The sequence below is a fragment of the Plantibacter sp. 2H11-2 genome, assembly GCF_050031945.1.
Taxonomy (GTDB): domain Bacteria; phylum Actinomycetota; class Actinomycetes; order Actinomycetales; family Microbacteriaceae; genus Plantibacter; species Plantibacter auratus.
Window position 1 is genome coordinate 509,926 of record NZ_JBNBBL010000001.1, and the last position, 22,033, is coordinate 531,958.

The window sequence follows — 22,033 nt, forward strand, 5'->3', positions numbered from 1 at the left end:
GCTAGGCGAAGGCCTCGGGCGGCGGGCAGGCGCACACGAGGTTGCGGTCGCCGTACGCCTGGTCGATGCGACGCACCGGCGGCCAGTACTTCGTGCGCACGAGCGTGTGTACGGGGTAGACGGCGAGCTCGCGCGAGTACGCGTGCGTCCACTCCCCCTCGATGACCGACTGGGCCGTGTGCGGCGCCCCGACGAGCGGGTTGTCGTCGGCAGGCCACTCGCCCGCCGCGACGGCGTCCGCTTCCGCCTTGATCGCGATCATCGCGTCGACGAAGCGGTCGACCTCGGTGAGGTCCTCGCTCTCCGTCGGCTCGACCATGAGCGTCCCCGCGACGGGGAACGACATCGTCGGCGCGTGGAACCCGTAGTCGACGAGACGCTTGGCCACGTCGTCGACGGAGATCCCGGTCGCCTCCTTGAGCGGACGGAGGTCGAGGATGCACTCGTGCGCCACGAGGTCGCTGTCGCCCGTGTACAGGACGGGATAGTGGTCGCTCAGTCGCGCAGCGATGTAGTTCGCCGCGAGCACCGCGGCCCCGGTCGCCTCGCGGAGCCCTTCCGAACCCATCATGCGGACGTACGCCCACGAGATCGGCAGAATGCTCGGGCTGCCGTAGGGAGCCGCCGAGATCGGACCGCCGTCGTGCACGACCGTCCCGCCGCCGAGCAGCGGGTGCTCGGCCCGCTGCGCCAGCGGGTGACCGGGCAGGAACGGCGCGAGGTGCGCCTTGGCGGCGACCGGCCCGACACCGGGGCCGCCACCGCCGTGCGGGATGCAGAACGTCTTGTGCAGGTTCAGGTGCGAGACGTCGCCGCCGAACTCACCGAACCGCGCGTACCCGAGCAGGGCGTTGAGGTTCGCGCCGTCGACGTAGACCTGACCGCCGGCGTCGTGCACGGCCTGGGTGATCGTCTTCACCTCGTGCTCGTACACGCCGTGGGTGGACGGGTAGGTGATCATGAGCGCGGCGAGGGACTCTGCGTTGGCCTCGATCTTCGACCGGAGGTCGTCGAGGTCGACGTTGCCCTGCTCGTCGCACGCGACGACGACGACACGCATGCCGGCGAGGACGGCCGAGGCCGCGTTCGTGCCGTGCGCGCTCGACGGGATGAGGCAGACCGTCCGCTGCTCGTCGCCGTTCGCGCGGTGGAAGCCGCGGATGGCGAGGAGACCGGCGAGCTCGCCCTGGCTGCCGGCGTTCGGCTGGAGCGACACGGAGTCGTACCCGGTGACCTCGGCCAGCCAGGTCTCGAGCTGGTCGACGAGTTCGAGCGAGCCTGCGACATCCTCGCGCGGGGCGAACGGGTGCAGCCCGGCGAACTCGGGCCAGGTGACGGCCTCCATCTCGGTGGCGGCGTTGAGCTTCATCGTGCACGAACCCAGCGGGATCATCCCCCGGTCGAGCGCGTAGTCGCGGTCGGCCAGCTGTTTGAGGTACCGCATCATGGCGGTCTCCGAGTGGTGCGTGTTGAACACCGGGTGCGTCAGATACTCGGTCTCGCGGGTGAGCGCGGCCGGGTACTCCGACACGGCGCTCGGACCGAACGCCGAGGCGGACGCCCCCTCGTCGAAGACGTATGCCGACGGCTCTCCGGCGTTGGCCGTCCCAGCGGTCGTGAGCACCTCGACGAGGGTCGGGACGACGCTCTCGACCGCGCTCACCTCGTCGAAGCTCATCGAGACGGTCGTCTCGTCGACGGCCCACAGCAGGAGGCCGCGGTCGTGCGCACCCGACACCACCGCTGCGCTGTCGGCGACGCGCACCTGCAGGGTGTCGAAGTAGTGCTCCGTGAGCACCTCGACACCCGCCGACCCCAGCAGACGGGCTGCACTCGCGGTGGTCGCGTGCACCGACTGCGCGATCCGCTTGAGCCCGTCGGGCCCGTGGTACACGGCGTACATCGCGGCCATGACCGCCAGCAGGACCTGGGCCGTGCAGATGTTGCTCGTGGCCTTCTCACGGCGGATGTGCTGCTCGCGCGTCTGCAGCGTGAGCCGGTAGGCGGGGTGACCCGCCGCGTCCTGGCTGACGCCGACGAGGCGACCGGGCATCTGGCGCTCGAGGCCCTTACGGACCGCGAGGTACCCAGCGTGCGGCCCGCCGAAGCCCATCGGCACGCCGAAGCGCTGGCTCGTCCCGACCGCGATGTCCGCGCCGAGGGAACCGGGCGAGGAGATGAGCGTGAGGGCGAGGAGATCGGCCGCGACGACCGACACGCCGCCGGCCGCCTTGACCGCCGCGATGATCGCCGACGGGTCCCACACGAGCCCGGAGGCACCGGGGTACTGCACGAAGACACCGAACGCCGCCGGGAGGTCCTCGGGCGAGGTGGTCGACAACGGCAGCTCGACGAGGTCGATGCCGACCGCTTCCGCGCGACTCCGGAGGAGCGCCTTCGTCTGCGGGTACGCGTCGGCGTCGACGATGAACGTCGCGTCGGCGAGCTTCGAGGCCCGTCGCGCGAGGAGCATGCCTTCGACGACCGCGGTGCTCTCGTCGAGCATCGAGGCGTTGGCCGTGTCGAGACCGGTGAGGTCGGCGACCATCGTCTGGAAGTTGATGAGCGCCTCGAGGCGGCCCTGCGAGATCTCGGGCTGGTACGGCGTGTAGGCCGTGTACCAGGAGGGGTTCTCGAGCACGTTCCGCTTGATGACCGCCGGTGTGATCGTGTCGAAGTAGCCGAGACCGATCAGGCTCCGGTTCACCGTGTTGCGGCCGGCGAGCTCACGGAGTTCGGCGAGCGCCGCGCGCTCGGTCGCGGCGTCGGGGATGCTCGACGAGGCGAGTTCGGCGGCCGTGATCGCGGACGGGACGGCCGCGGCGAGCAGAGCGTCGACGCTGTCGTACCCGACGGCGGCGAGCATCGTCGCCTGGGCGGCGGTGTCGGTTCCGATGTGCCGTTCTGCGAAGCGGTCCGCCATCACTCGCCCACCAGCGCGGCGTAGTCGTCCCAGCTGAGGAGCGTGTCGGGCAGCGCGTCGTAGCGCACCGAGACGAGCCAGCCGGCACCGAACGGGTCGCTGTTGACGAGCGACGGGTCGTCGACGACGGCGTCGTTGGCCTCGACGACCTCGCCGTCGAGTGGCGCGAAGAGCTCCCCGACGGACTTCGTGGACTCGATCTCGCCGACCACGGTGCTGGCCGAGAGCGCCGCGCCGACGGCGGGGAGGTCCACGAAGACGACGTCGCCGAGCTTCTCGGCGGCGTAGTCGGTGATCCCGATGACGGCGAGATCGCCCTCGACGCGGATCCACTCGTGCTCGGCGGTGTACTTGAGGGTGGTCTTGTCGGCCATGGGTTACTTCTCTCTCGAATAGAAGGGGAGCGTGGTGACGGTCGCGGGGATCCGCGTGCCGCGGACGTCGATGTCGAGCACGGTGCCCGGCTCGGCGTGGTCGGGGTGCACGTAGGCCATGGCGATCGGGTGTCCGAGGGTGGGCGACAGTGCCCCACTCGTCACCTCGCCGACGGTCGTGTCGCCGGCGAGGACACGGTAACCGGCACGACCGGCACGACGCCCCTCGGAGACGAGGGCGACGAGCACCGGTGCGTCGTCCGCCGGACCGGCCTCGACGGCGTCACGACCGATGAACGTGCCGTGCTTGCCGAGTGCGACGACGCGGCCGAGTCCGGCCTGCACGGGCAGCATGTCCGGACCGAGCTCGTGGCCGTACAACGGCATGCCGGCTTCGAGCCGGAGCGTGTCGCGACTGGCGAGCCCGGCGGGGACCAGTCCGAGCGGTGTCCCGGCGGCGACGATGGCGTTCCACAGCTCCACGGCGTCGGCCGCGTCGACGTACAGCTCGAACCCGTCCTCGCCGGTGTACCCGGTGCGCCCGATGAAGACCGTGCCGTTCTCGAAGGAGGCACCCGTCGCGCGGTAGTACTTCACCTCGTCGAGGGAGGGCAGTTCGTCCAGGATGTGGAGCCCCTCGGTCGCCTGGAGGATGGCGCGGGAGGCGGGCCCCTGGACGGCGATGAGCGCGATCTCGTCGCTGCGGTCCATGACGACCACGTGCTCGAACGCCGCGGCCCGCTCGGTGAGCGCTGCGACGACGGCGTCGTGGTTGCCCGCGTTCGCGACGACGAGGTACTCGTGCTCACCGTTGCGGTAGACGACGAGGTCGTCGATGATGCCGCCGGCCTCGTTCAGCAGCAGGGAGTACTTGGCCTGGAGCAGATCGATGGCGGACAGCTTGCCCGCGAGCGCCTGGTCGAGGAAGTCGGCGGCGTCGTCGCCCACGACCTGGATCTCGGCCATGTGGGAGATGTCGAAGATGCCGGCGGCGTTGCGCACGGCGTGGTGCTCGGCGAGGTCGCTCGAGTACCGCACGGGCATCTGCCATCCGGCGAAGTCCGTGAAGCTCGCGCCGGCGGCTTCGTGGACGGCATGGAGCGGGCTGGTTCGTTCGAGGTCGGTCACGAGTTCTCCGGGGTCGCGTGGTGCGCTGCGGACACCTGACGGTGCCCGTTGGGAACTCCCCCTCTGTCATTGGCCTGAGAGCTTCACGAGCGCCGCTGCTGCGGACACTGCTTTCACCGTCGGCGAGCGCACCACGAACGTGCGCTGCTTTCCAGAGTGGCCAGTCCGATGCGGTACAGGACCTGAGAGATTGGCGGGGAGGCTTGCTCCTTCGGTGCCGGCGTACCGGCTCTCCCGCATCGTGTTTGCGGCCCGATGTTCGATTGAGCCGCCAGCATATCGCGAGTGGTCGCCTCGGCGCAGGACCTTGTTCGAGTCAGGTGTACACTAAGCCTGTATCGAGTACAGGTCATTTCTACCTGAAGTGCCGCCGGTGCTCCGGAACACGGAGATCCCCCATGCAGCGATCGACGACTCCCGCGGAGCAGACGGACCCGCAGGTCGGCCTCGCGGTCTCGACCGTCATCTTCACGCTCCGAGCCGACGACGGGTTCGGCGCGACCGACCCGCAGTCGGGCATCTGGCTCCCGCTCGTCCGGCGCATCCGTGAGCCCTACGACGGCCTCTGGGCGCTGCCGGGCGGCCCGCTCGGTGCCGCGGAGTCCCTCGCGGACGCGGCCTCGTCGACCCTGGAGACGACCACCTCACTCCGCCCGCGGTACCTCGAGCAGTTGTACGCTTTCGGTGACCTCGACCGCTCCCCCGCCGAGCGCGTCGTCTCGATCGTCTACTGGGCGCTCGTCGGGTCCGACGAGGCGAAGCGCACGCGGCTCGGTCAGAACGTCCGCTGGTTCCCGGCCGACGCACTCCCCCCGTTGGCCTTCGACCACCGCGACATCGTCGAGTACGCCCTGTGGCGGCTCCGCAACAAGCTGGAGTACAGCCACATCGCGCACGCCTTCCTCGGCGAGACCTTCACCCTCTCCGAACTCCGGGAGGTGCACGAGGCGGTGTTGCAGAAGCAGCTCGACCCCGCGAACTTCCGACGCCAGGTCGAGTCCTCCGGCCTCGTCCTGCAGACCGACGAACTCCGCACCGGTGGGCGCCACCGCCCGGCGCGGCTCTACCGGTGGACCCAGCCCGTCACCCGACCGGAGACCCCGTCGCCCGGCCGGTCGACGAGCCGCAGGCCCACGACGTCCACCCCGACCACCCGTCAGCAGTCCGAGGAGCCAGCATGACCATCACCGCATCCGTCGACGACACCATCCAGCAGATCACCGAGGGTGCGTCCGACGGCGCGACCTGCGCGCCCGAGCTCGCGGCCGGGCCCTGGGTGTTCGACCTGCAGCCGCCGAGCTACGGCCCTGGCGCGTCGATGGGCGACGTCATCCCGACCGGTTCGCCTCGGCAGGGCCAGCTCCCGGCCGCCTATCGCGACGCCTCCAACGATGAACTCCACCGCCGCATCGTGGCCGCGAAGCAGACCCTCGGAGACCGCGTCGTGATCCTCGGGCACTTCTACCAGCGGGATGAGGTGGTCCAGCACGCCGACTACATCGGCGACTCCTTCCAGCTCGCGAACGCGGCCAAGGCACGCACCGAGGCCGAGGCGATCGTGTTCTGCGGCGTGCACTTCATGGCCGAGACGGCCGACCTCCTGTCCGGACCCGAGCAGGCCGTGATCCTCCCGAACCTCGCCGCCGGCTGCTCGATGGCCGACATGGCGGACATCGACCAGGTCGAGGAGGCGTGGGAGGCCCTCGAGGCGCTCTACGGGACCGAACCGGACGCCGACGGCCGGGTACCGGTCATCCCCGTCACCTACATGAACTCCTCGGCGGCGCTCAAGGGCTTCTGCGGTCGGCACGGCGGGATCGTCTGCACGTCCAGCAACGCGGAGACGGTCCTGCGGTGGGCCTTCGAGCGCGGACAGCGGGTGCTGTTCTTCCCGGACCAGCACCTGGGTCGGAACACCGCCAAGAAGCTTGGCGTGCCACTCGAGCACATGCCGATGTGGAACCCGAACCGCCCGCTCGGCGGCAACCAGGCGACCGACCTGGAGCAGGCAGAGGTCATCCTGTGGCACGGCTTCTGCTCGGTGCACAAGCGGTTCACCGTCGACCAGATCGACCGCGCCCGAGCGCAGCACCCGGGCGTCCGGGTCATCGTGCACCCCGAGTGCCCGATGGCGGTCGTCGACGCCGCCGACGAGGCGGGATCGACGGACTACATCCAGAAGGCCATCGCGGCGGCGCCGGACGGCACCACGTTCGCGATCGGCACCGAGATCAACATGGTGCAGCGCCTCGCCGCGCAGTACCCGCAGCACACGATCTTCTGCCTCGACGACGTGATCTGCCCCTGCTCGACGATGTACCGCATCCACCCCGGCTACCTGGCCTGGGTGCTCGAAGGACTCGTCGCGGGCGAGGTGCTCAACCGCATCACCGTCTCCGACGACGTGGCCGTCCCGGCCCGCCTGTCGCTCGAACGCATGCTCGCCGCGAAGCCACCGGTCGCCGCCGGAACCCAGGCCGGCTGACATGGCGACGGTGCTCGTGGTCGGGAGCGGGATCGCCGGGCTCGTGGCCGCGATCCACGCGAGTGAACGGCACGAGGTCGTGGTCGTCACCAAGGACGTCCTCGGCCAGAGCAACACGCGCTATGCGCAGGGCGGGATCGCCGGGGTCATGTTCGACGACGACCGCGTCGAGGACCACGTCCGGGACACGCTGCTGGCCGGTGCGGGGCTGTGCGACGAGGAGGCCGTCCGGGTGCTCTGCACCGAGGGGCCCGAACGGATCCGCGAGCTCATCGCCTTCGGTGTGGCGTTCGACCGCGACGGCGACGGCTTCGCGAAGGGCCTCGAAGCGGCCCACTCCTACCCCCGGGTGCTGCACGCCGGTGGTGACGCGACCGGCGCGGCGATCGAGACGGCGCTCGTCGAGACGCTTGCGGCCCGGCGGGTAACCGTGCTGGAGCACACCGTCCTCGTCGACCTGGTCGTCACCGCCGGGACGGTCACCGGTGCACACCTCCGGTCCTCCGAGCGAGGTGCGTTCACCGTCGACGCCGACCACGTGATCCTCGCCACCGGCGGTGTCGGGCAGCTCTACCCGTTCACGACCAACCCGGCGGTGGCGACGGGCGACGGCGCCGCTGCAGCACTCCGTGCTGGAGCGGTGCTGGCCGACGTGGAGTTCGTCCAGTTCCACCCGACCGCGCTCGCCGCACCCGGCAGTTTCCTCGTCTCCGAGGCCGTCCGCGGCGAGGGGGCCGTCCTCCGGGACGCGAACGGTGAACGCTTCATGCGGGCGCTGCACCCCGACGCCGAGCTGGCACCACGCGACATCGTCGCCCGAGGGATCGCCCGGGCCATGGCCGCGCAGGGCGGCGCCCCGGTGACGCTCGATGCGACCGCGCTCGGTGCGGACCGCCTCGCCGCGCGGTTCCCGGGGATCGACGAGCACCTCCGAACGTCCGGCGTGGACTGGTCGCGCACACCGGTCGCAGTCGCCCCGGCCGCACACTATTGGATGGGCGGTGTCGCCACGGACCTCGACGGCCGGACCACCCTGCCCGGGCTCCTCGCCGTGGGCGAAGTCGCACGCACGGGCGTCCACGGTGCCAACCGCCTCGCCTCCAACTCGCTCCTCGAGGGTGCCGTCTTCGCGGCCCGTGCCGTCGCGGCGATCGATGCGGCACCGGGTCCGATCGCCGGTCGCCCGAGGCTCGGTGGTGAGCGGGTCGTCCTCGATCCCCGTGCGTCCGATGACGACCTCCGACTCCCAACGGACGCCGTCGAGCCCTTCAGCCGCGCGGCGCTCCACGCCGTCATGTGGCGGGATGCCGGGCTGGTCCGTGACGCGCGTGGTCTTGAGCTCGCGCGCCGGACCCTGGACCGTTGGTCGACCGAGCTCGACGACGTCGTCACCGCGCCACGGTCGGTCGCGGCCACCGAGGACCGCAATCTCCTGCTGCTCGCCCGGGCCGTTGTCGCCGCTGCCCTCGCGCGCACCGAGTCACGCGGTGCCCACGCCAGGGACGACCATCCCGGTGTCGATCCGGATCAGGCGTCGCCGATCGCGATCACCCTCGCGACCCCGGCTGACGCGCCCCAGCCCACCACCCACCCATCCGTGAACGGAACCGTGCTCGCACCATGCTGACCCCACATCTCATCGACACCACCGTCACCGCGGCCCTCGTCGAGGACGCCCCGTGGGGCGACCTGACGGCGGCGACCCTCATCCCGGAGGACGCCACGGCCTCGGCCTCCCTGGCCGCCCGCGAGGCGGGCGTCTTCAGCGGTTCGGCCGTGTTCGAGGCGGCGTTCCGACTGACCGACCCACGCATCACGGTCGCGTTCCTCGTCGCCGACGGCGAACGGTTCGCTGCTGGCGACACCATCGCCATGGTGTCGGGTCCGGCGCGTGCCGTCCTGACCGCTGAGCGCGTCGCCCTGAACTTCGTCCAGCGGATGAGCGGCATCGCGACCATCACCGCGGCGTACGTCGAAGCCGTGTCCGACACCCGCGCCCGCATCGTCGACACCCGGAAGACGACCCCGGGCCTGCGCGTCTTCGAGCGCCACGCGGTGCGATCGGGCGGCGGGCACAACCACCGCCATTCGCTCTCCGACGCCGTCATGGTCAAGGACAACCACCTGGCGGTCCTCCTCGAGCGCGGCCTGACGGTCACCGAGGCGTTGCTGCGGGCTCGCGAGGAGCTCCCGCACACGACGACGATCGAGGTCGAGGTCGACCGCCTGGACCAGATCGAGGCGGTGCTCGCGGCGGGCGTCGACACGATCATGCTCGACAACTTCACCGTCGACCAGCTCCGCGAGGGCGTCGCGCTGATCGCCGGCCGCGCCATCGTGGAGGCGAGCGGGAACGTGACGCTGACGACGGTGCGGGCCATCGCGGAGACCGGCGTCGATGTCATCTCCTCCGGTGCCCTCACCCACAGCGTCCGGTCCCTCGACCTCGGGCTCGACGTCTCGGTCGACTGAGATGCTCTACCTCGACAACGCCGCGACGACGCCGGTGCGCCCGGAGGTGCTCGAGGCGATGTGGCCGTACCTGACGAGCACCTTCGGCAACCCGTCGAGCCATCACACCGTCGGCGAGGCGGCGGCCGGGGCGTTGCGGGACGCCCGGCGACGCGTCGCCACCGTGCTGGGCGTCCGACCTGGGGACGTGGTGTTCACCTCGGGCGGCACCGAAGCGGACAACCTCGCGGTCAAGGGCATCACCCTGGCGGCCCTCGATCGCGGACGCCATGTCGTCACCTCGCCGATCGAGCACGAGGCGGTCGCGGAATCGGTCGCGTACCTCACGCGGTTCCACGGGGTCGAGGCCACCGTCCTCCCGGTGTACGGGACCGGCCTGGTCGACCCGGCCGAACTCGCCGCTGCACTGCGGCCGGACACAGTGCTCGTCTCGGTGATGGCGGCCAACAACGAGATCGGCACGGTCCAGGACCTGTCGGCGCTTGGAGGCGTCGCCCAGGCCGCAGGCGTCCCGTTCCACACCGATGCCGTGCAGGCGGCGGGATGGCTGCCGCTCGGACTGGATCGCCTCGGCGTGGACGCGCTGAGCCTGGCCGGCCACAAGCTCGGTGCTCCGAAGGGCGTCGGACTGCTCGCCGTGCGCGGCTCCCTGCCGTTGGAACCGCTCCTGCACGGTGGCGGTCAGGAACGCGGTCGCCGGAGCGGGACCGAACAGGTGGCCGCCGCCGTCGGGCTCGCGACGGCGCTGGAGCTCGCCGAGCGTGATCGGGTGGAAGCGGTGGACCGCGTCAGCGGACTGCGTGACGCGTTCATCGCGAGGGTCATGAACGAGGTCCCGCGTGCTCGGTTGACGGGCCACCCCGAACGACGCCTACCGGGTATCGCATCGTTCGTGTTCCCCGGGACCTCCGGCGAGGCGGTCCTCCTCGAACTCGAACGGCGGGGCGTCATCTCCTCGAGCGGCTCCGCGTGTGCCGCCGGCAGCGACGAGCCGTCACCGGTCCTCCTCGCGATCGGCATCGCTCCGGAGGTCGCGCAGACCGCCGTGCGCTTCAGTTGGACCGCCGCCGTCACCGCGGCCGAGCTGGACCGGACGGCGAGCGCCGTCGTCGCCTCGGTGGAGGCCGTCGCGGGTCTCCGCTGAACCCCACGACGACCGACCGGACGGATCCGGCCGCGCGTTCGGTGACGGCTGTCCGACGCCGGGTGTCTGGCGGCACCCTCCGCCGGAGGCTGGGCTACGGTGGGATCCATGAGCACCGAGCAGGACGCGGCAGACCGCGCACGACGTCGACACGACAACGAGGACGCTGACGCCGTCACCCGGTTCCTCGCCGAGCGTGACCCGGAGTACGACCTCCACACCGAACGTCTGGTCGACCCGGAGGAGGTCATCCTCAAGGACTGGCTGCCGCACGCGACCCCGACCGACGGTGGCGCCCCCGCCCCCTGAGCGACGGCGCCCCCGCGCGCCGGATCGTCTCATGATCTAGCCGTCCACGCCTCGGAACACAAGTGGTTGCCTCGCGGGCGCGGGCCCGCGAGGCTGGAACGGTGACCGAGAGTCGGGATCAGAGACGGAGCTGACATGGGATTCCTGGACAACGCCAAGGACGCTGCTGAGGCGACCGGCCGGAAGATCGGCGAGACCGTCGAAGACGCCAAGGACCGGATCGGCGACAAGGTCGACGAGGCCAAGGCCGACGCGAAGGTGAAGCAGGCGGAGGCCGACGTGAAGAAGGCCGAAGCCGAGCGCGACACCACCGAGGCGAAGAACGACTACAAGGAGCAGCTGCGCGACTGACGCGCCCTCTGAACGACGAGGACCCCGCCTGGCGAACGCCGCGGGGTCCTCGCTCATTGTCGGGGCGCGGGTCTCCCCGGCGACAACCGGGGCCGGTGATGCCGATGTGATCGCCGAGACCAACCGGAAAAGGGTTCTGACAGCGCCGATCTCGAGTGCCATCATGAACGGTAGCCGCGGACACCCGGCCCGCGACCCGTTCCGACGAGGTGGCCGACATGTCGATCCTCCGCACCATTCCCGAAGCCGATGCCGATGCGACGACGGCCGCGATGTACGACGACGACATCGCCGACCAGGGATTCGTCGCGGCGCACACGAAGGTGATGGCGTTGAACCCCGCGGCCTACGCCGCGTGGGAGGCGCTGATCGGTGAGATCGCCCGACCGCTCGGCCTGCGACGCTACGAGCTCGTGACGCTCGCCGCGGCGCGAGGGACGCGGTCACGGCATTGCCGTCTCGCTCACGGCCGGAGATCGCTGTCGCTCTTCGAGGAGGACCAACTCGTCCGCATCGCGGCGGACTATCGCGACGCTGGCCTGAGCCCCGCGGAGGTCGCCATGATGGCCTACGCCGAACGGGTGGGTCGCGACTCGGACCGGATGACCGACGCCGACAGCCTGACCCTGCGCCAGCACGGCTTCTCCGACCGGGAGATCCTCGACATCACGCTCGCTGCGGCCGCCCGCAACTACTACAGCCGGGCGATCCAGGCGCTCGCGGTCGAGGTCGACGTTCCCGAGGACATCGGACCCGAACTCCGTGACGCGCTCCTCCGGGGCCTCTGAGCGGTACCGCCGCGGGCTAGCGCTCCGCGACCTGGCCGGCCTCGACGACCCACCGCCGTTCGATCCGGACGGTGTCGAGCATGCGGCGGTCGTGGGTGACGAGGAGGAGTGTTCCGTCGTAGCTCTCGAGTGCCTCCTCGAGCTGTTCGATCGCAGCGAGGTCGAGGTGGTTCGTCGGCTCGTCCAAGACCAGCAGGTTGATCCCCGTCGCCTGGAGCACGGCGAGCCCGGCGCGGGTGCGCTCCCCCGGTGACAGCTCGTCGACGGGCCGGTTCACGTGGTCGGCCTTCAGCCCGAACTTCGCCAGTAGCGTCCTGACCTCTCCCGGACTGAGGTCGGGCACGATCGCCTCGAAGCGGTCAGCGAGCGGCTCCGTGCCGACGAGCAGTGAGCGGGCCTGGTCGATCTCGCCGATCCGCACACTCGAGCCGAGGCTCGCGCTGCCCGCGTCGGGTTCGCGGCGACCGAGCAGCGTCGCGAGCAGGGTGGACTTGCCGGCGCCGTTGGGCCCGGTGATGCCGATGCGATCGCCCACGTTCACCTGGAGCGACAGGGGGCCGAGCTGGAAGTCGCCCTGCCGGACGACGGCCTCGGACAGCGTCGCGACGACCGTGCTCGAACGCGGTGCGCTGCCGATCGTGAACTGCAGCTGCCACTCCTTGCGCGGTTCCTCGACCTCGTCCAGCCGGGCGATGCGGCTCTCCATCTGCCGGACCTTCTGGGCCTGCTTCTCCGAGGACTCCGCCGAGGCCTTCCGCCGGATCTTGTCGTTGTCGGGCGCCTTCTTCATCGCGTTCCGCACGCCCTGGCTGGACCACTCCCGCTGGACCCGGGCGCGACCGACGAGATCCGCCTTCTTGTCGGCGAACTCGTCATAGGCGTCGCGGGCATGCCGCCTGGCGACCTCGCGCTCCTCGAGGTAGGCCTCGTATCCGCCCCCGAAGACGCGGTTGCTCTGCTGTGCGAGGTCGAGTTCGAGGACGCGCGTGACGCAGCGGGCGAGGAACTCGCGGTCGTGGCTGACGAGCACCACACCCCCGCGCAATCCCTGCACGAAGCGTTCGAGCCGCTCCAAGCCGTCCAGGTCGAGATCGTTGGTCGGTTCGTCGAGGAGGACGATGTCGAATCGCGACAGGAGCAGCGCCGCCAGTCCGACGCGAGCGGCCTGCCCGCCCGACAGCGAGGTCATCATCGTGGTCGTGACATCCGCGTCGAGGTCCAGCCCGAGGTCGGCGAGGACCGCGGGGATCCGCTCCTCGAGATCGGCCGCGCCGCTCGCCAACCAGCGGTCGAGGGCGGCGGAGTAGACGTCCGCGGGGTCCGCACCTGCCTGCGGGGGTTCGGCGAGCGCCGCGGCGGCCGCGTCCATCGCCTCGGTCGCCGCAGCACAGCCGGTGCGCCGGGCGATGTAGGCGGCGACGCTCTCACCGACGACGCGCTCGTGTTCCTGCGGCAGCGCGCCCACGAATGCGTCGGAGGGCGACAGCGTGATCGTGCCTGCCTGCGGTTCGAGGGAGCCGCCGAGGAGCTGGAGCAGGGTCGACTTCCCCGCGCCGTTCATCCCGACGACGCCGATGACGTCGCCCGGTGCCACCGTCAGATCGAGGCCGTCGAACAGGGTGCGGTGGCCGTGTCCTCCGGCCAGGCCTTGGGCCACGAGCGTTGCAGTCATGCTGCAATCGTCTCATTCGGAGCGGGCCTCGCCGAACGTTCATTTCACGCCACGAGTCGGCCGAGTAGCGTAATGCACTGAGATAACGATTGGCTACGTCAGGAGCGCTAGCCGATCTCGTGACCCCCGAAGGTGTTACACAGGGAACAGTTGCGGTCGATGTCGCCATGTTCCTTGGCTTCGCGCCCCTCCCACACGGAAGGGGCCCTGATGCGCCTCGAACTCTCTCCACCCGCCCGCAGCGCCAGACCCGCTCGCACTCGCCCACGGCTTTTCGCCGCAGCGGCAGTCGTGACCGTCGGGCTCCTGGCCATCGGTGCCGGACCGGCGAACGCCGCGACCACGATCGACGGCCCGATCAACCTGGGCACGGCAGCCAAGTACGGCGTGCTCGCAGGGTCGACCGTCACCAACACCGTTATCGGCGCGACCACGATCAACGGCGACCTCGGGCTGAGCCCGGGGAGCTCGGTGACCGGCTTCCCGCCGGGCATCGTGACCGGCGTTCAAGACGTGACCAACGACGTCGCCGCCACCGCCAAGAACGACCTCCTCACCGCGATGGGGGTCGCGTCGAGCCTCACGCCGAACGTGCAGGGCCTTGGCGACCTCGCTGACCTCGACGAACCCACGCCTGGTGTCTACTCGGGCGGCGAACTCTCCCTGACCGGCAACCTCACGCTCCGCGGAACCGCCGAGTCCGTCTGGGTCTTCCAGGCAGCCAGCACCCTCATAACCGACAGCGGTGCATCGATCACTCTGCTCGACGGCGCGAGCGCCTGCAACGTGTTCTGGCGTGTTGGGAGCTCGGCCACACTCGGAACCGCCACGGCCTTCGCCGGAACGATCCTCGCCGACGCGTCCATTACGGCGGGGACCGGGGCTACCGTCGAGGGAAGGCTGCTCGCCTCCACCGGCGCCGTGACGCTCGACAACAACGTGATCACCCGCCCGACCGGCTGTGACGACGGTAGCGGCTCGGTCGTGACCACGAGCCCGGAGATCACCTCCGCTCCGCTCCCCGGTGGCACCGTCGGCACGACGTACGACAGCACGGTCACCTCGACCGGCAGCCCGGACGCCACGTACACCGTCACCTCGGGTGCCCTGCCCCCGGGACTCGTCCTCGACAGCGTGACCGGTGGCGTGACCGGCACGCCCACGACGCCCGGGACCTACACGGTCACCATCACCGCGAGTAACGGTAGTGCGCCCGACGACTCCATCGAATCGACGATCGTCATCGTCCCGCCGGGCACCCCGCAGGTCCCCGGTCAGCCGGCGGTCCCGAGGCTCCCCGACACCGGGTTCCAGGGATCCACGCTCGCGATCGTGGCCGGCTCCCTGCTCGGCCTCGGCCTGCTCGCGGGTATCGCCTCGGTGATCGTGCGACGTCGCCGACGCGACCAGCTGGGTGGCTGACGCGACACTGGTCGGTAGCCTGACGCCGTCACCGTAGGCTGAGGGCATGGATCACAAGCAGCTGCGCTCCTTCGTCGCCTCCGCGGAGACCCTCCACTTCGCGAAGGCGGCCAAGGCGCTCGGTGTGCCGCGGAGCACCGTCGTCGCCGACGTCCGGAAGCTCGAGGAGAGCGTCGGAGCGGACCTGTTCGCCCGTGACGTGGAATCCACACAGCTGACGGACGCCGGCTACGCGTTCCTCATCGAGGCGCGTCGCCAGCTCGACGCCTCTGCGGCAGCGGCCGCCAAGTCGGCTCCCGCGCCTGGTGGCAAGGCCAAGGCGAACAAGGGCAAGGGTCGCGCGCCGAAGGTCAAGGGCGAGCCGCTGCCGTACAAGAAGCGCCAGGGTCGCTGATCCGCACCCGCCGTCAGCGGTCCTGCGTCTCCGACGCGGACTCGACGACCCGCACCGATTCGCCTCGCCGCTCCGCGTCGGCTCGGGCCGTCCGAGCGATCGACACGAGGGTCTCGACGGGCGTCGGCGCGGCCGAATCGACCGCGACACCGAGGTTGGCAGCGCCGGCGAAACCGTCGAGCTGCTGCGTCACGGCCTCCCGGTAGCCGGCGGCGATCGGTGCCGCGAGGTCGTGGAGACCCGAGAGGCCGGTCGGCCCAGATTCGACCGACGTGGCCACGAGGATCGTCCCGCTCCACACGCGGGTGCAGACGGACCCGGCCGGCAGATCACGGAAGACCGCGGCTGCGAGCAGTGCCTCCAGCTCCCCCGCCGTCGCCATCCCGTAAGCGCGGCGGAGGTCGCCGTAGCCGTCGATCGCCACGACGAGGACGGCGAGGCGACGATCGGACTGCTGGCCCTCGCGGAGTCGGGTCGCCTCGGCGATGAACGCCCGGCGCCCCACCGCGCGGACGCCCACCCGCTCCGAGGAGAGGCGCTGCTTGCGCTCCCAGGAGCGCAGGAGGACGAGGCCGACCGCCACGAGGACCACGAACACGAGGTTCATGTACGTGACGAAGGCCGTGCCGAACAACCGCTCGAAGAGCTCCGAGTGGGGACCGCCCGTGAGGTAGACCGCGAGGCGCACGGCGGTGAACGCCGCGTGCAGGATCATGACGACGACGAGCACCAGCGACGCCGGTGCCGTTCGCATCCGCCCCCGTCGCGCCTCGTACGCGACCAGCAGCGACAGCATGATGAGCGAGATGAGCCGGGCGATGGTGCCGGCCCACTCCGGGTCGTCGGTGGGGTCGAGGACGGCGGAGATCGCCGTCACGCCGACGAAGAGGGTGCCGAGCAGCACGAGGCTGCGTCGCCCGTTGAACAGCCGGCACCCGACCTACAGGGCGGCGATCGAGGCGACCATGGCGGCGTTGGCGACGGCGACGATCCATACCGAGTCGCCGTTGAGCGTGGCGGCGAGGTAGCTGACCGCCGAGAGGAGGGTGGTGGCGAATCCGGACATCCAGGCTGCCATGTGGCGTCCGGCGAGGGTTCGCGCGCTGTCGAGTCCGTAGAAGATCCCGCACGCGGCGCAGACGATCACCGCCACCACCAGCATGCTCGCCAGATCGATCGTCATCCGGTGCCTCCCGTGGCGCCCGTTCGGGTGGCGCCTCATCGAGCGTACCGCCGGAGCAGTACCCCGCTGGCGGCATGGGCGTCGGAACCACCAGGGTGCTGAACCACGGTGACCCGATGTGCCACCATCGATCCATGCGCGAATCGCCCGACCGTCCCGTCGCCGTCCGCGCGACGGCGTTCCGTGGCACGTCGAGATGGCGCCGACGGCCGCTGCGGTTCGTCGGCTACGACACCCTCCTGTCGGACGGTTCCGTCAGGTTCGACGTGGATCTCGCCGCAGCCATGCCTACCCAGCCGGCGGATGCCTCGACCCGCGACACGAACGTCCACGACCGCTGCCCCGAGGTCGGTGCCGGTCCGTGGGTCGACGGGTTCGGGCGTGCCGTCGACGGACCCGAGGACGGCGGACCGCCGCTGAGCGTTCGACGCCGGGCGCGCCCGCGACCCTCCGCCCTGCCCGGCCGCCGCCCATCTGCGAAAGCCGGGCGACGCTGGCGCATCGGGTTCGGCGTGGCAGCGCTCGGAGTCGGCGCCCTGCTCGTCATCGGCCCGCTCCGCGACACCCCTCTGGGCTTCCTCGGGGTGGTCAGCGCGTTCGCCGGGCTCGCGGCCCTCGCGGGCCTGGTCCCTCGCGCCAAGCGCTGGTGGTGACGGTGCGCTACGTGGACCATGAACCAGGAATGTGGTTCCTCGTCGAGCAGGAGGGTTCGCTCTACCTCGACGCGAGGTACACCTACAGCGCCCTCATCGACGATTCCGCGCTCATCCGGCTGAACGACACCGAGCTCGCCGCCTACCTCGCGGGCGACCACGATGTCCTGTCCGACCTCGCCGGACGCATCCACAACAGTGCGCCCTACCGGAGTGAGTCGCCGTTCTTCAGCAGGGATCTGTACCGCAGTGCAGACGGCGCGCAGTATCGCGAAGCCGTCTCAGCCGCGATCGCCGATCACACGTGGATCGCGGAACAGCGGCGGAAGCGGTAGCCACGACCGAGAGCGCTCATTCCGTCGACGTTGGGGCTGGTCGACGACGCGACGTGCGCTTTCGACGGGCTAGACGTTGAAGCGGAACTCCACGACGTCGCCGTCCTGCATGACGTAATCCTTGCCCTCCATGCGGGCCTTGCCCTTGGAGCGGGCCTCAGCGACGGAGCCGGTCTCGACGAGGTCATCGAACGAGATGACCTCGGCCTTGATGAAGCCCTTCTCGAAGTCCGTGTGGATGACGCCGGCCGCCTGGGGCGCCTTGGCACCCTGCGGGATCGTCCACGCACGCGACTCCTTCGGACCCGCCGTGAGGTAGGTCTGGAGACCGAGCGTCGCGAAGCCGATGCGTGCGAGCTGGTCGAGGCCGGACTCGGTCTGGCCGGTCGACTCGAGCATCTCGCGGGCGTCGTCCTCGTCGAGGTCGACGAGCTCCGACTCGAGCTTGGCGTCGAGGAAGACGGCCTTCGCCGGTGCCACGAGGGCGGCCAGCTCGTCGAGCTTCGCCTGGTCCTGCAGGACGTCCTCGTCGACGTTGAACACGTAGATGAACGGCTTGGCCGTGAGGAGACCGAGCTCCTTGATGGGCGCGAGGTCGATCTTCGTCGCCGAGAGCGGGGTGCCGGCGTTCAGCGCGTCCTGCGCCTCCTTCGCCGCCGTGAGGACGGAGGGGTCGAGCTTCTTGCCCTTGACCTCCTTCTCGAACCGGGTGATCGCCTTCTCGAGCGTCTCGAGGTCGGCGAGGATGAGCTCGGTGTTGATGGTCTCCATGTCGGACGCCGGGTTCACGTCGCCGTCGACGTGCACGACGTCGGGGTCGGCGAAGCCGCGGACGACCTGCGCGATGGCGTCGGCCTCACGGATGTTCGCGAGGAACTTGTTGCCGAGGCCCTCCCCCTCGCTCGCGCCCTTGACGATGCCGGCGATGTCGACGAAGGACACCGCGGCGGGCAGGATGCGCTCGCTGCCGAAGATCTCCGCGAGCTTGCCGAGCCGGGCGTCGGGCAGTTCGACCACGCCGACGTTCGGCTCGATCGTCGCGAACGGATAGTTCGCTGCGAGCACGTTGTTGCGCGTGAGCGCGTTGAACAGGGTGGACTTGCCGACGTTGGGCAGGCCGACGATGCCGAGAGTAAGAGCCACGAGGGTCTATCGTACTTGGCCGCGCGTCCCCGTGGGTCGCGCCTCCGCTCCGGGCACGGATCGGCACCGTCGATCGAGCGGGTTGCGGCGTGCCACCCGAGCGGTGTCGGACGCTGATGCGAGGGTGAGGACGTGCCACTGGATTTCACCGCCATCGACTTCGAGACCGCGAACTCGTCATCCGCCTCCGCCTGCAGCGTGGGCCTCGTCAGGGTCCGCGACGGCATCGTCGTCGACCGCGCGGGCTGGCTCATCCAGCCCCCTGCCGGACACGACGCGTTCCTCGAGTGGAACACCCGCATCCACGGGATCGTCGCCACCGACGTCCTCGGGGCGCCGGGCTGGGCGGACCAGCTCGACACGCTCCTCGACTTCGCCCAGGGTGACGCCCTCGTCGCCCACAACGCCGGCTTCGACATGGGCGTCATCCGGGGTGGCTGCGCCGCCACCGGCCTCGACTGCCCCGACCTCAGCTACCTGTGCAGCCTCAACGTCGCCCGCAAGACGTATCAGCTCGACTCCTACCGGCTCCCCGTGGCGGCCCTCGCCGCCGGGTTCGACGACTTCCAGCACCACGACGCCACCGGCGACGCCGAGGCCTCCGCGCACATCATCATCCACGCCGCCGCCCGCCATGGAGCTTCCTCGATCGCCGAACTCGCGCAGCTCACGAGCGTGAAGATCGGCCGGATCGGGACAGCCGTCGCCGCCTGAGCGCGCGGTCGCCGCGCGGCCTCCGAGCGATGTCGGCGGCCCGCGACACACTGAGGGCATGGACAGCGCACTCGCCCTCGGGATCGGCCTCCTCATCGGACTCGTCATCGGCGCAGCCGTGGCGGTCCTCCTGCTGCAGCGGCGCGCCGGCGCGGGGTCGGTCGACCCGGCGCTGCTCGAGGCCAGGCACACCGCCCAGCTCGCCGACCTCCGCGGCCAGCAGGCGCAACTCCTCGCCGATGCGTCCGCCCGGGAGGCGGAACTCCGGGCCGCGCTGCGCGCAGAACTCGCCGCACTCGACGCCACTGCCGACGGTCTCGGGCGCGAGCTGAACGCCCAGCGCGAGCAGTACCGCGAGCTCGCCGAACGCCACCGCGCCGACGCCGAACGACGATCGCGCCAGGAACACGAGGAGAGCCAGGTCCTGCAGGCCCTCGCGCCCGTGCAGCACAGCCTCGAGCACATGCAGGCGAAGGTCGCGGAACTCGAGCAGCAGCGCAGCCGCCAGCACGGTGAGCTCGCCCAACAACTGAAGACGGCTTCGGAGTCCGAGGAACGCCTGCGGTCCACGACGGAGTCGCTCGCCTCGGCGCTCCGCAACAACGCCACCCGCGGCGTCTGGGGCGAGACCCAGCTCCGGAACGTCGTGGAAGCCGCGGGCCTCACGCAGCGCGTCGACTTCGACCTGCAGTCGAGCATCACGTCCGACAACGGCATCGGCCGACCCGACATGGTCGTGCGACTCCCCGGCGGCAAGTCGATCGCGGTCGACGCGAAGGTGCCGTTCGCGCAGTACCTCGAAGCCAGCACCATCCCCGTCACGGCGACAGGCGAGGAAGCCGCACGACGTACCGCCCTCCTCGCGCAGCACGTGAAGGCCGTGCGGTCGCACGTCGACGCCCTTGCGGCGAAGGGCTACTGGCGCGGCCTCGAGTCGAGCCCGGAGTTCGTGATCTGCTTCATCCCGAGCGAGTCACTCCTCGCCGCAGCACTCGACGCCGACGCGAGCCTGCTCGACTACGCCTTCGGCAAACGGGTCGCCCTCGCCTCCCCCGTCAACCTGTGGGCGGTCCTCAAGACGGTCGCGTTCACCTGGCAGCAGGACGTCCTCACCGAGGACGCGAAGCGACTGTTCGACCTCGGCAAGGAGCTCTACCAGCGGCTCTCGACGCTGTCGGACCACGCCGACCGCCTGCGCCGGTCCATCGAGAGCACGGTCACCAACTACAACCAGTTCGCCTCGTCGTTCGAGACCCGCGTGCTCGTCACGGCGCGCAAGCTCGACGGCCTCGACGAGGCGACGGTCATCGGTCAGGTGAGCCAGAGCGACGCCTCACCGAAGCGCCTCACCGCACCGGAGGCGCAGCCCTCGCCGGAGCCGTCCGATAGCGAGCCGACCGAGCTCGAGGCGCGACTCGCGCATCGGCTGCAGGACTGACCGGCACGAGCACCGCACGACGAAGCGCCCGGCACCACCGTGAGGTGGAACCGGGCGCTTCGCTCTGCTGGAGGAACGGCTACAGCCACTTCGCAGCTAGGTGGTCCGCCTCGACGCGACGGATGGTGCCGGAACGCGACCGCAGCACGAGGCTCTCGGTGCGGATGATCGGCCCCTTGCGCTGCACACCGTCGACGAGTTCACCGTGGGTGACGCCCGTCGCGACGAAGTACGTGTTGTCGCCTCGGACGAGGTCGTTCGCGCCGAGGACGCGGTCGAGGTCGTGACCGGCCGCGAGCGCACGCTCACGCTCGGCGTCGTCCTTCGGCATGAGCTTGCCCTGGATGAGCCCGCCGAGCGCCTTCACCGCACACGCGGTGATGATGCCCTCAGGCGTGCCGCCGATGCCGACGCACATGTCGATCCGCGAGTCGTAGCGCGCGGCGTTGATGCCACCCGCGACGTCGCCGTCGAGCAGCAGACGCGTCCCGGCACCCGCCGCGCGGATCTCCTCGATGAGCTGCGCGTGGCGCGGTCGGTCGAGGACGGCGACGCGGATGTCCTCGGGCTGCTTGCCCTTGGCCTTCGCGAGCTCGCGGATGTTGTCGCCGATGGACTGGCTGATGTCGACGACACCGATGCCGTCGGCGCCGGTGACGATCTTGTCCATGTAGAACACCGCGGACGGGTCGAACATGCTGCCGCGGTCGGACACGGCGATGACGGAGAGGGCGTTCTGGCGGCCTGCGGCGGTGAGGCTCGTGCCGTCGATCGGGTCGACGGCGATGTCGCAGGACGGGCCGCGGCCGTTGCCGACATGCTCGCCGTTGAACAGCATGGGCGCTTCATCCTTCTCGCCCTCGCCGATGACGACCACGCCGTCGAAGTTGACGGTGCCGAGGAAGGCGCGCATGGCGTCGACCGCTGCGCCGTCGGCGGCGTTCTTGTCGCCTCGCCCGATGAACGGCGCCGCCCTGATCGCGGCGGCCTCCGTCGCTCTCACGAGCTCCATGGCGAGGTTGCGGTCGGGCTGCAGATAGTGGGAGCCGGTTTCAGGCTGGGTCACTGGATCCTCCATGGATCGCTCGCCTCGTGGGACACGACG

22 protein-coding genes and 2 riboswitches are annotated in these 22,033 nt (G+C 70.4%); of the genes, 14 read left to right on the forward strand and 8 right to left on the reverse strand.

Going from position 1 to position 22,033, the window contains the following annotated elements:
• Position 1 precedes the first annotated feature (1 nt).
• From gcvP to gcvT, 3 genes are read right to left on the reverse strand one after another with little or no spacing between them, the layout of a single operon-like run.
• The gene (gene gcvP / locus ACQG07_RS02345) at positions 2-2,923 is read right to left on the reverse strand and encodes an aminomethyl-transferring glycine dehydrogenase (protein ID WP_426737030.1); all 2,922 of its coding nucleotides are present in this window, start codon (positions 2,921-2,923) and stop codon (positions 2-4) included.
• Positions 2,923-3,297, reverse strand: coding sequence for a glycine cleavage system protein GcvH (gene gcvH / locus ACQG07_RS02350; protein ID WP_064296422.1), 375 nt, complete (start codon positions 3,295-3,297; stop codon positions 2,923-2,925). Before gcvH ends, gcvP begins: the two co-directional genes overlap by 1 nt.
• A gap of 3 nt (positions 3,298-3,300) precedes the next feature.
• Positions 3,301-4,425 carry a glycine cleavage system aminomethyltransferase GcvT gene (gcvT, locus tag ACQG07_RS02355; RefSeq protein ID WP_426737031.1) on the reverse strand — a complete coding sequence of 375 codons (1,125 nt, stop codon included), beginning with the start codon at positions 4,423-4,425 and terminating at the stop codon, positions 3,301-3,303.
• Positions 4,426-4,481: 56 nt separating this feature from the next.
• Positions 4,482-4,585: riboswitch (glycine riboswitch) on the reverse strand.
• Between the two features lies 1 nt (position 4,586).
• A riboswitch (glycine riboswitch) is annotated at positions 4,587-4,672 on the reverse strand.
• 151 nt (positions 4,673-4,823) lie between these two features.
• Here gcvT and ACQG07_RS02360 point away from each other — a divergent pair.
• The 8 genes from ACQG07_RS02360 to ACQG07_RS02395 all read left to right on the forward strand — a co-directional run bounded on the left by ACQG07_RS02360 (position 4,824) and on the right by ACQG07_RS02395 (position 11,974).
• On the forward strand, positions 4,824-5,606 hold the full coding sequence (locus tag ACQG07_RS02360; RefSeq protein WP_426737032.1) for an NUDIX hydrolase: 783 nt from the start codon (positions 4,824-4,826) through the stop codon (positions 5,604-5,606).
• A complete protein-coding gene (gene nadA, locus ACQG07_RS02365; RefSeq protein WP_426737033.1) occupies positions 5,603-6,910 on the forward strand; it encodes a quinolinate synthase NadA in 1,308 nt (435 codons plus the stop codon). The genes ACQG07_RS02360 and nadA overlap by 4 nt, the downstream gene beginning before the upstream one ends.
• Position 6,911: 1 nt before the next feature.
• Positions 6,912-8,537, forward strand: a complete 1,626-nt coding sequence (gene nadB / locus ACQG07_RS02370; protein WP_426737034.1) for an L-aspartate oxidase — start codon at positions 6,912-6,914, stop codon at positions 8,535-8,537.
• Positions 8,531-9,382, forward strand: a complete 852-nt coding sequence (nadC, locus tag ACQG07_RS02375; RefSeq protein WP_159878220.1) for a carboxylating nicotinate-nucleotide diphosphorylase — start codon at positions 8,531-8,533, stop codon at positions 9,380-9,382. The genes nadB and nadC overlap by 7 nt, the downstream gene beginning before the upstream one ends.
• Position 9,383: 1 nt before the next feature.
• Positions 9,384-10,526, forward strand: a complete 1,143-nt coding sequence (locus ACQG07_RS02380) for a cysteine desulfurase family protein (protein ID WP_426737036.1) — start codon at positions 9,384-9,386, stop codon at positions 10,524-10,526.
• Between the two features lie 108 nt (positions 10,527-10,634).
• Positions 10,635-10,835, forward strand: a complete 201-nt coding sequence (locus ACQG07_RS02385; protein ID WP_064296429.1) for a hypothetical protein — start codon at positions 10,635-10,637, stop codon at positions 10,833-10,835.
• A gap of 135 nt (positions 10,836-10,970) precedes the next feature.
• Positions 10,971-11,186: a hypothetical protein gene (locus tag ACQG07_RS02390; RefSeq protein ID WP_079705518.1), complete on the forward strand. Its 216-nt coding sequence runs from the start codon at positions 10,971-10,973 to the stop codon at positions 11,184-11,186.
• Between the two features lie 218 nt (positions 11,187-11,404).
• The gene (locus ACQG07_RS02395; protein WP_426737037.1) at positions 11,405-11,974 is read left to right on the forward strand and encodes a carboxymuconolactone decarboxylase family protein; all 570 of its coding nucleotides are present in this window, start codon (positions 11,405-11,407) and stop codon (positions 11,972-11,974) included.
• Positions 11,975-11,990: 16 nt separating this feature from the next.
• Here ACQG07_RS02395 and ACQG07_RS02400 read toward each other — a convergent pair whose 3' ends face one another.
• Entirely contained in the window at positions 11,991-13,646 is a 1,656-nt protein-coding gene (locus ACQG07_RS02400; RefSeq protein WP_274499652.1) for an ABC-F family ATP-binding cassette domain-containing protein, read from the reverse strand.
• A 210-nt stretch (positions 13,647-13,856) separates the two neighbouring features.
• On the opposite strand from ACQG07_RS02400, the gene ACQG07_RS02405 reads away from it, so the two are divergent.
• A complete protein-coding gene (locus ACQG07_RS02405; protein ID WP_274499651.1) occupies positions 13,857-15,068 on the forward strand; it encodes an ice-binding family protein in 1,212 nt (403 codons plus the stop codon).
• Between the two features lie 46 nt (positions 15,069-15,114).
• Positions 15,115-15,462: a LysR family transcriptional regulator gene (locus ACQG07_RS02410; protein ID WP_085510499.1), complete on the forward strand. Its 348-nt coding sequence runs from the start codon at positions 15,115-15,117 to the stop codon at positions 15,460-15,462.
• Positions 15,463-15,475: 13 nt separating this feature from the next.
• On the opposite strand, the gene ACQG07_RS02415 is transcribed toward ACQG07_RS02410, so the two are convergent.
• Positions 15,476-16,366, reverse strand: coding sequence for a hypothetical protein (locus tag ACQG07_RS02415; protein WP_426737038.1), 891 nt, complete (start codon positions 16,364-16,366; stop codon positions 15,476-15,478).
• A gap of 36 nt (positions 16,367-16,402) precedes the next feature.
• Positions 16,403-16,645 (reverse strand): hypothetical protein, encoded by a 243-nt coding sequence (locus ACQG07_RS02420; protein ID WP_426737039.1) that lies wholly within the window; start codon positions 16,643-16,645, stop codon positions 16,403-16,405.
• A 134-nt stretch (positions 16,646-16,779) separates the two neighbouring features.
• Here ACQG07_RS02420 and ACQG07_RS02425 point away from each other — a divergent pair, with 134 nt between their 5' ends.
• Positions 16,780-17,298, forward strand: coding sequence for a hypothetical protein (locus ACQG07_RS02425; RefSeq protein ID WP_426737040.1), 519 nt, complete (start codon positions 16,780-16,782; stop codon positions 17,296-17,298).
• Positions 17,299-17,327: 29 nt separating this feature from the next.
• Positions 17,328-17,633 (forward strand): hypothetical protein, encoded by a 306-nt coding sequence (locus ACQG07_RS02430; RefSeq protein ID WP_426737042.1) that lies wholly within the window; start codon positions 17,328-17,330, stop codon positions 17,631-17,633.
• 69 nt (positions 17,634-17,702) lie between these two features.
• Here the strand turns inward: ACQG07_RS02430 and ychF are convergent, their stop codons facing one another.
• The gene (gene ychF / locus ACQG07_RS02435) at positions 17,703-18,776 is read right to left on the reverse strand and encodes a redox-regulated ATPase YchF (RefSeq protein WP_085510494.1); all 1,074 of its coding nucleotides are present in this window, start codon (positions 18,774-18,776) and stop codon (positions 17,703-17,705) included.
• A gap of 132 nt (positions 18,777-18,908) precedes the next feature.
• On the opposite strand from ychF, the gene ACQG07_RS02440 reads away from it, so the two are divergent.
• Positions 18,909-19,490: an exonuclease domain-containing protein gene (locus ACQG07_RS02440; protein WP_064296572.1), complete on the forward strand. Its 582-nt coding sequence runs from the start codon at positions 18,909-18,911 to the stop codon at positions 19,488-19,490.
• A 58-nt stretch (positions 19,491-19,548) separates the two neighbouring features.
• On the forward strand, positions 19,549-20,928 hold the full coding sequence (rmuC, locus tag ACQG07_RS02445; RefSeq protein WP_426737043.1) for a DNA recombination protein RmuC: 1,380 nt from the start codon (positions 19,549-19,551) through the stop codon (positions 20,926-20,928).
• A gap of 79 nt (positions 20,929-21,007) precedes the next feature.
• On the opposite strand, the gene glpX is transcribed toward rmuC, so the two are convergent.
• Positions 21,008-22,006, reverse strand: coding sequence for a class II fructose-bisphosphatase (gene glpX / locus ACQG07_RS02450; protein ID WP_064296437.1), 999 nt, complete (start codon positions 22,004-22,006; stop codon positions 21,008-21,010).
• Between the last annotated feature and the right edge of the window lie 27 nt (positions 22,007-22,033).

Bases quoted from the DNA above. Each gene is read 5' to 3' on its own strand.
- nadB (WP_426737034.1), top strand. From the start codon at position 6,912: ATGGCGACGGTGCTCGTGGTCGGGAGCGGGATCGCCGGGCTCGTGGCC.
- ACQG07_RS02390 (WP_079705518.1), top strand. From the start codon at position 10,971: ATGGGATTCCTGGACAACGCCAAGGACGCTGCTGAGGCGACCGGCCGG.
- glpX (WP_064296437.1), bottom strand. From the start codon at position 22,006: ATGGAGGATCCAGTGACCCAGCCTGAAACCGGCTCCCACTATCTGCAG.
- ACQG07_RS02360 (WP_426737032.1), top strand. From the start codon at position 4,824: ATGCAGCGATCGACGACTCCCGCGGAGCAGACGGACCCGCAGGTCGGC.
- ACQG07_RS02385 (WP_064296429.1), top strand. From the start codon at position 10,635: ATGAGCACCGAGCAGGACGCGGCAGACCGCGCACGACGTCGACACGAC.
- gcvP (WP_426737030.1), bottom strand. From the start codon at position 2,923: ATGGCGGACCGCTTCGCAGAACGGCACATCGGAACCGACACCGCCGCC.
- ACQG07_RS02380 (WP_426737036.1), top strand. From the start codon at position 9,384: ATGCTCTACCTCGACAACGCCGCGACGACGCCGGTGCGCCCGGAGGTG.
- ACQG07_RS02420 (WP_426737039.1), bottom strand. From the start codon at position 16,645: ATGACGATCGATCTGGCGAGCATGCTGGTGGTGGCGGTGATCGTCTGC.
- ACQG07_RS02430 (WP_426737042.1), top strand. From the start codon at position 17,328: ATGTGGTTCCTCGTCGAGCAGGAGGGTTCGCTCTACCTCGACGCGAGG.
- ACQG07_RS02425 (WP_426737040.1), top strand. From the start codon at position 16,780: ATGCGCGAATCGCCCGACCGTCCCGTCGCCGTCCGCGCGACGGCGTTC.
- rmuC (WP_426737043.1), top strand. From the start codon at position 19,549: ATGGACAGCGCACTCGCCCTCGGGATCGGCCTCCTCATCGGACTCGTC.
- ACQG07_RS02395 (WP_426737037.1), top strand. From the start codon at position 11,405: ATGTCGATCCTCCGCACCATTCCCGAAGCCGATGCCGATGCGACGACG.
- ACQG07_RS02410 (WP_085510499.1), top strand. From the start codon at position 15,115: ATGGATCACAAGCAGCTGCGCTCCTTCGTCGCCTCCGCGGAGACCCTC.
- nadA (WP_426737033.1), top strand. From the start codon at position 5,603: ATGACCATCACCGCATCCGTCGACGACACCATCCAGCAGATCACCGAG.
- nadC (WP_159878220.1), top strand. From the start codon at position 8,531: ATGCTGACCCCACATCTCATCGACACCACCGTCACCGCGGCCCTCGTC.
- ACQG07_RS02400 (WP_274499652.1), bottom strand. From the start codon at position 13,646: ATGACTGCAACGCTCGTGGCCCAAGGCCTGGCCGGAGGACACGGCCAC.
- ACQG07_RS02405 (WP_274499651.1), top strand. From the start codon at position 13,857: ATGCGCCTCGAACTCTCTCCACCCGCCCGCAGCGCCAGACCCGCTCGC.
- gcvH (WP_064296422.1), bottom strand. From the start codon at position 3,297: ATGGCCGACAAGACCACCCTCAAGTACACCGCCGAGCACGAGTGGATC.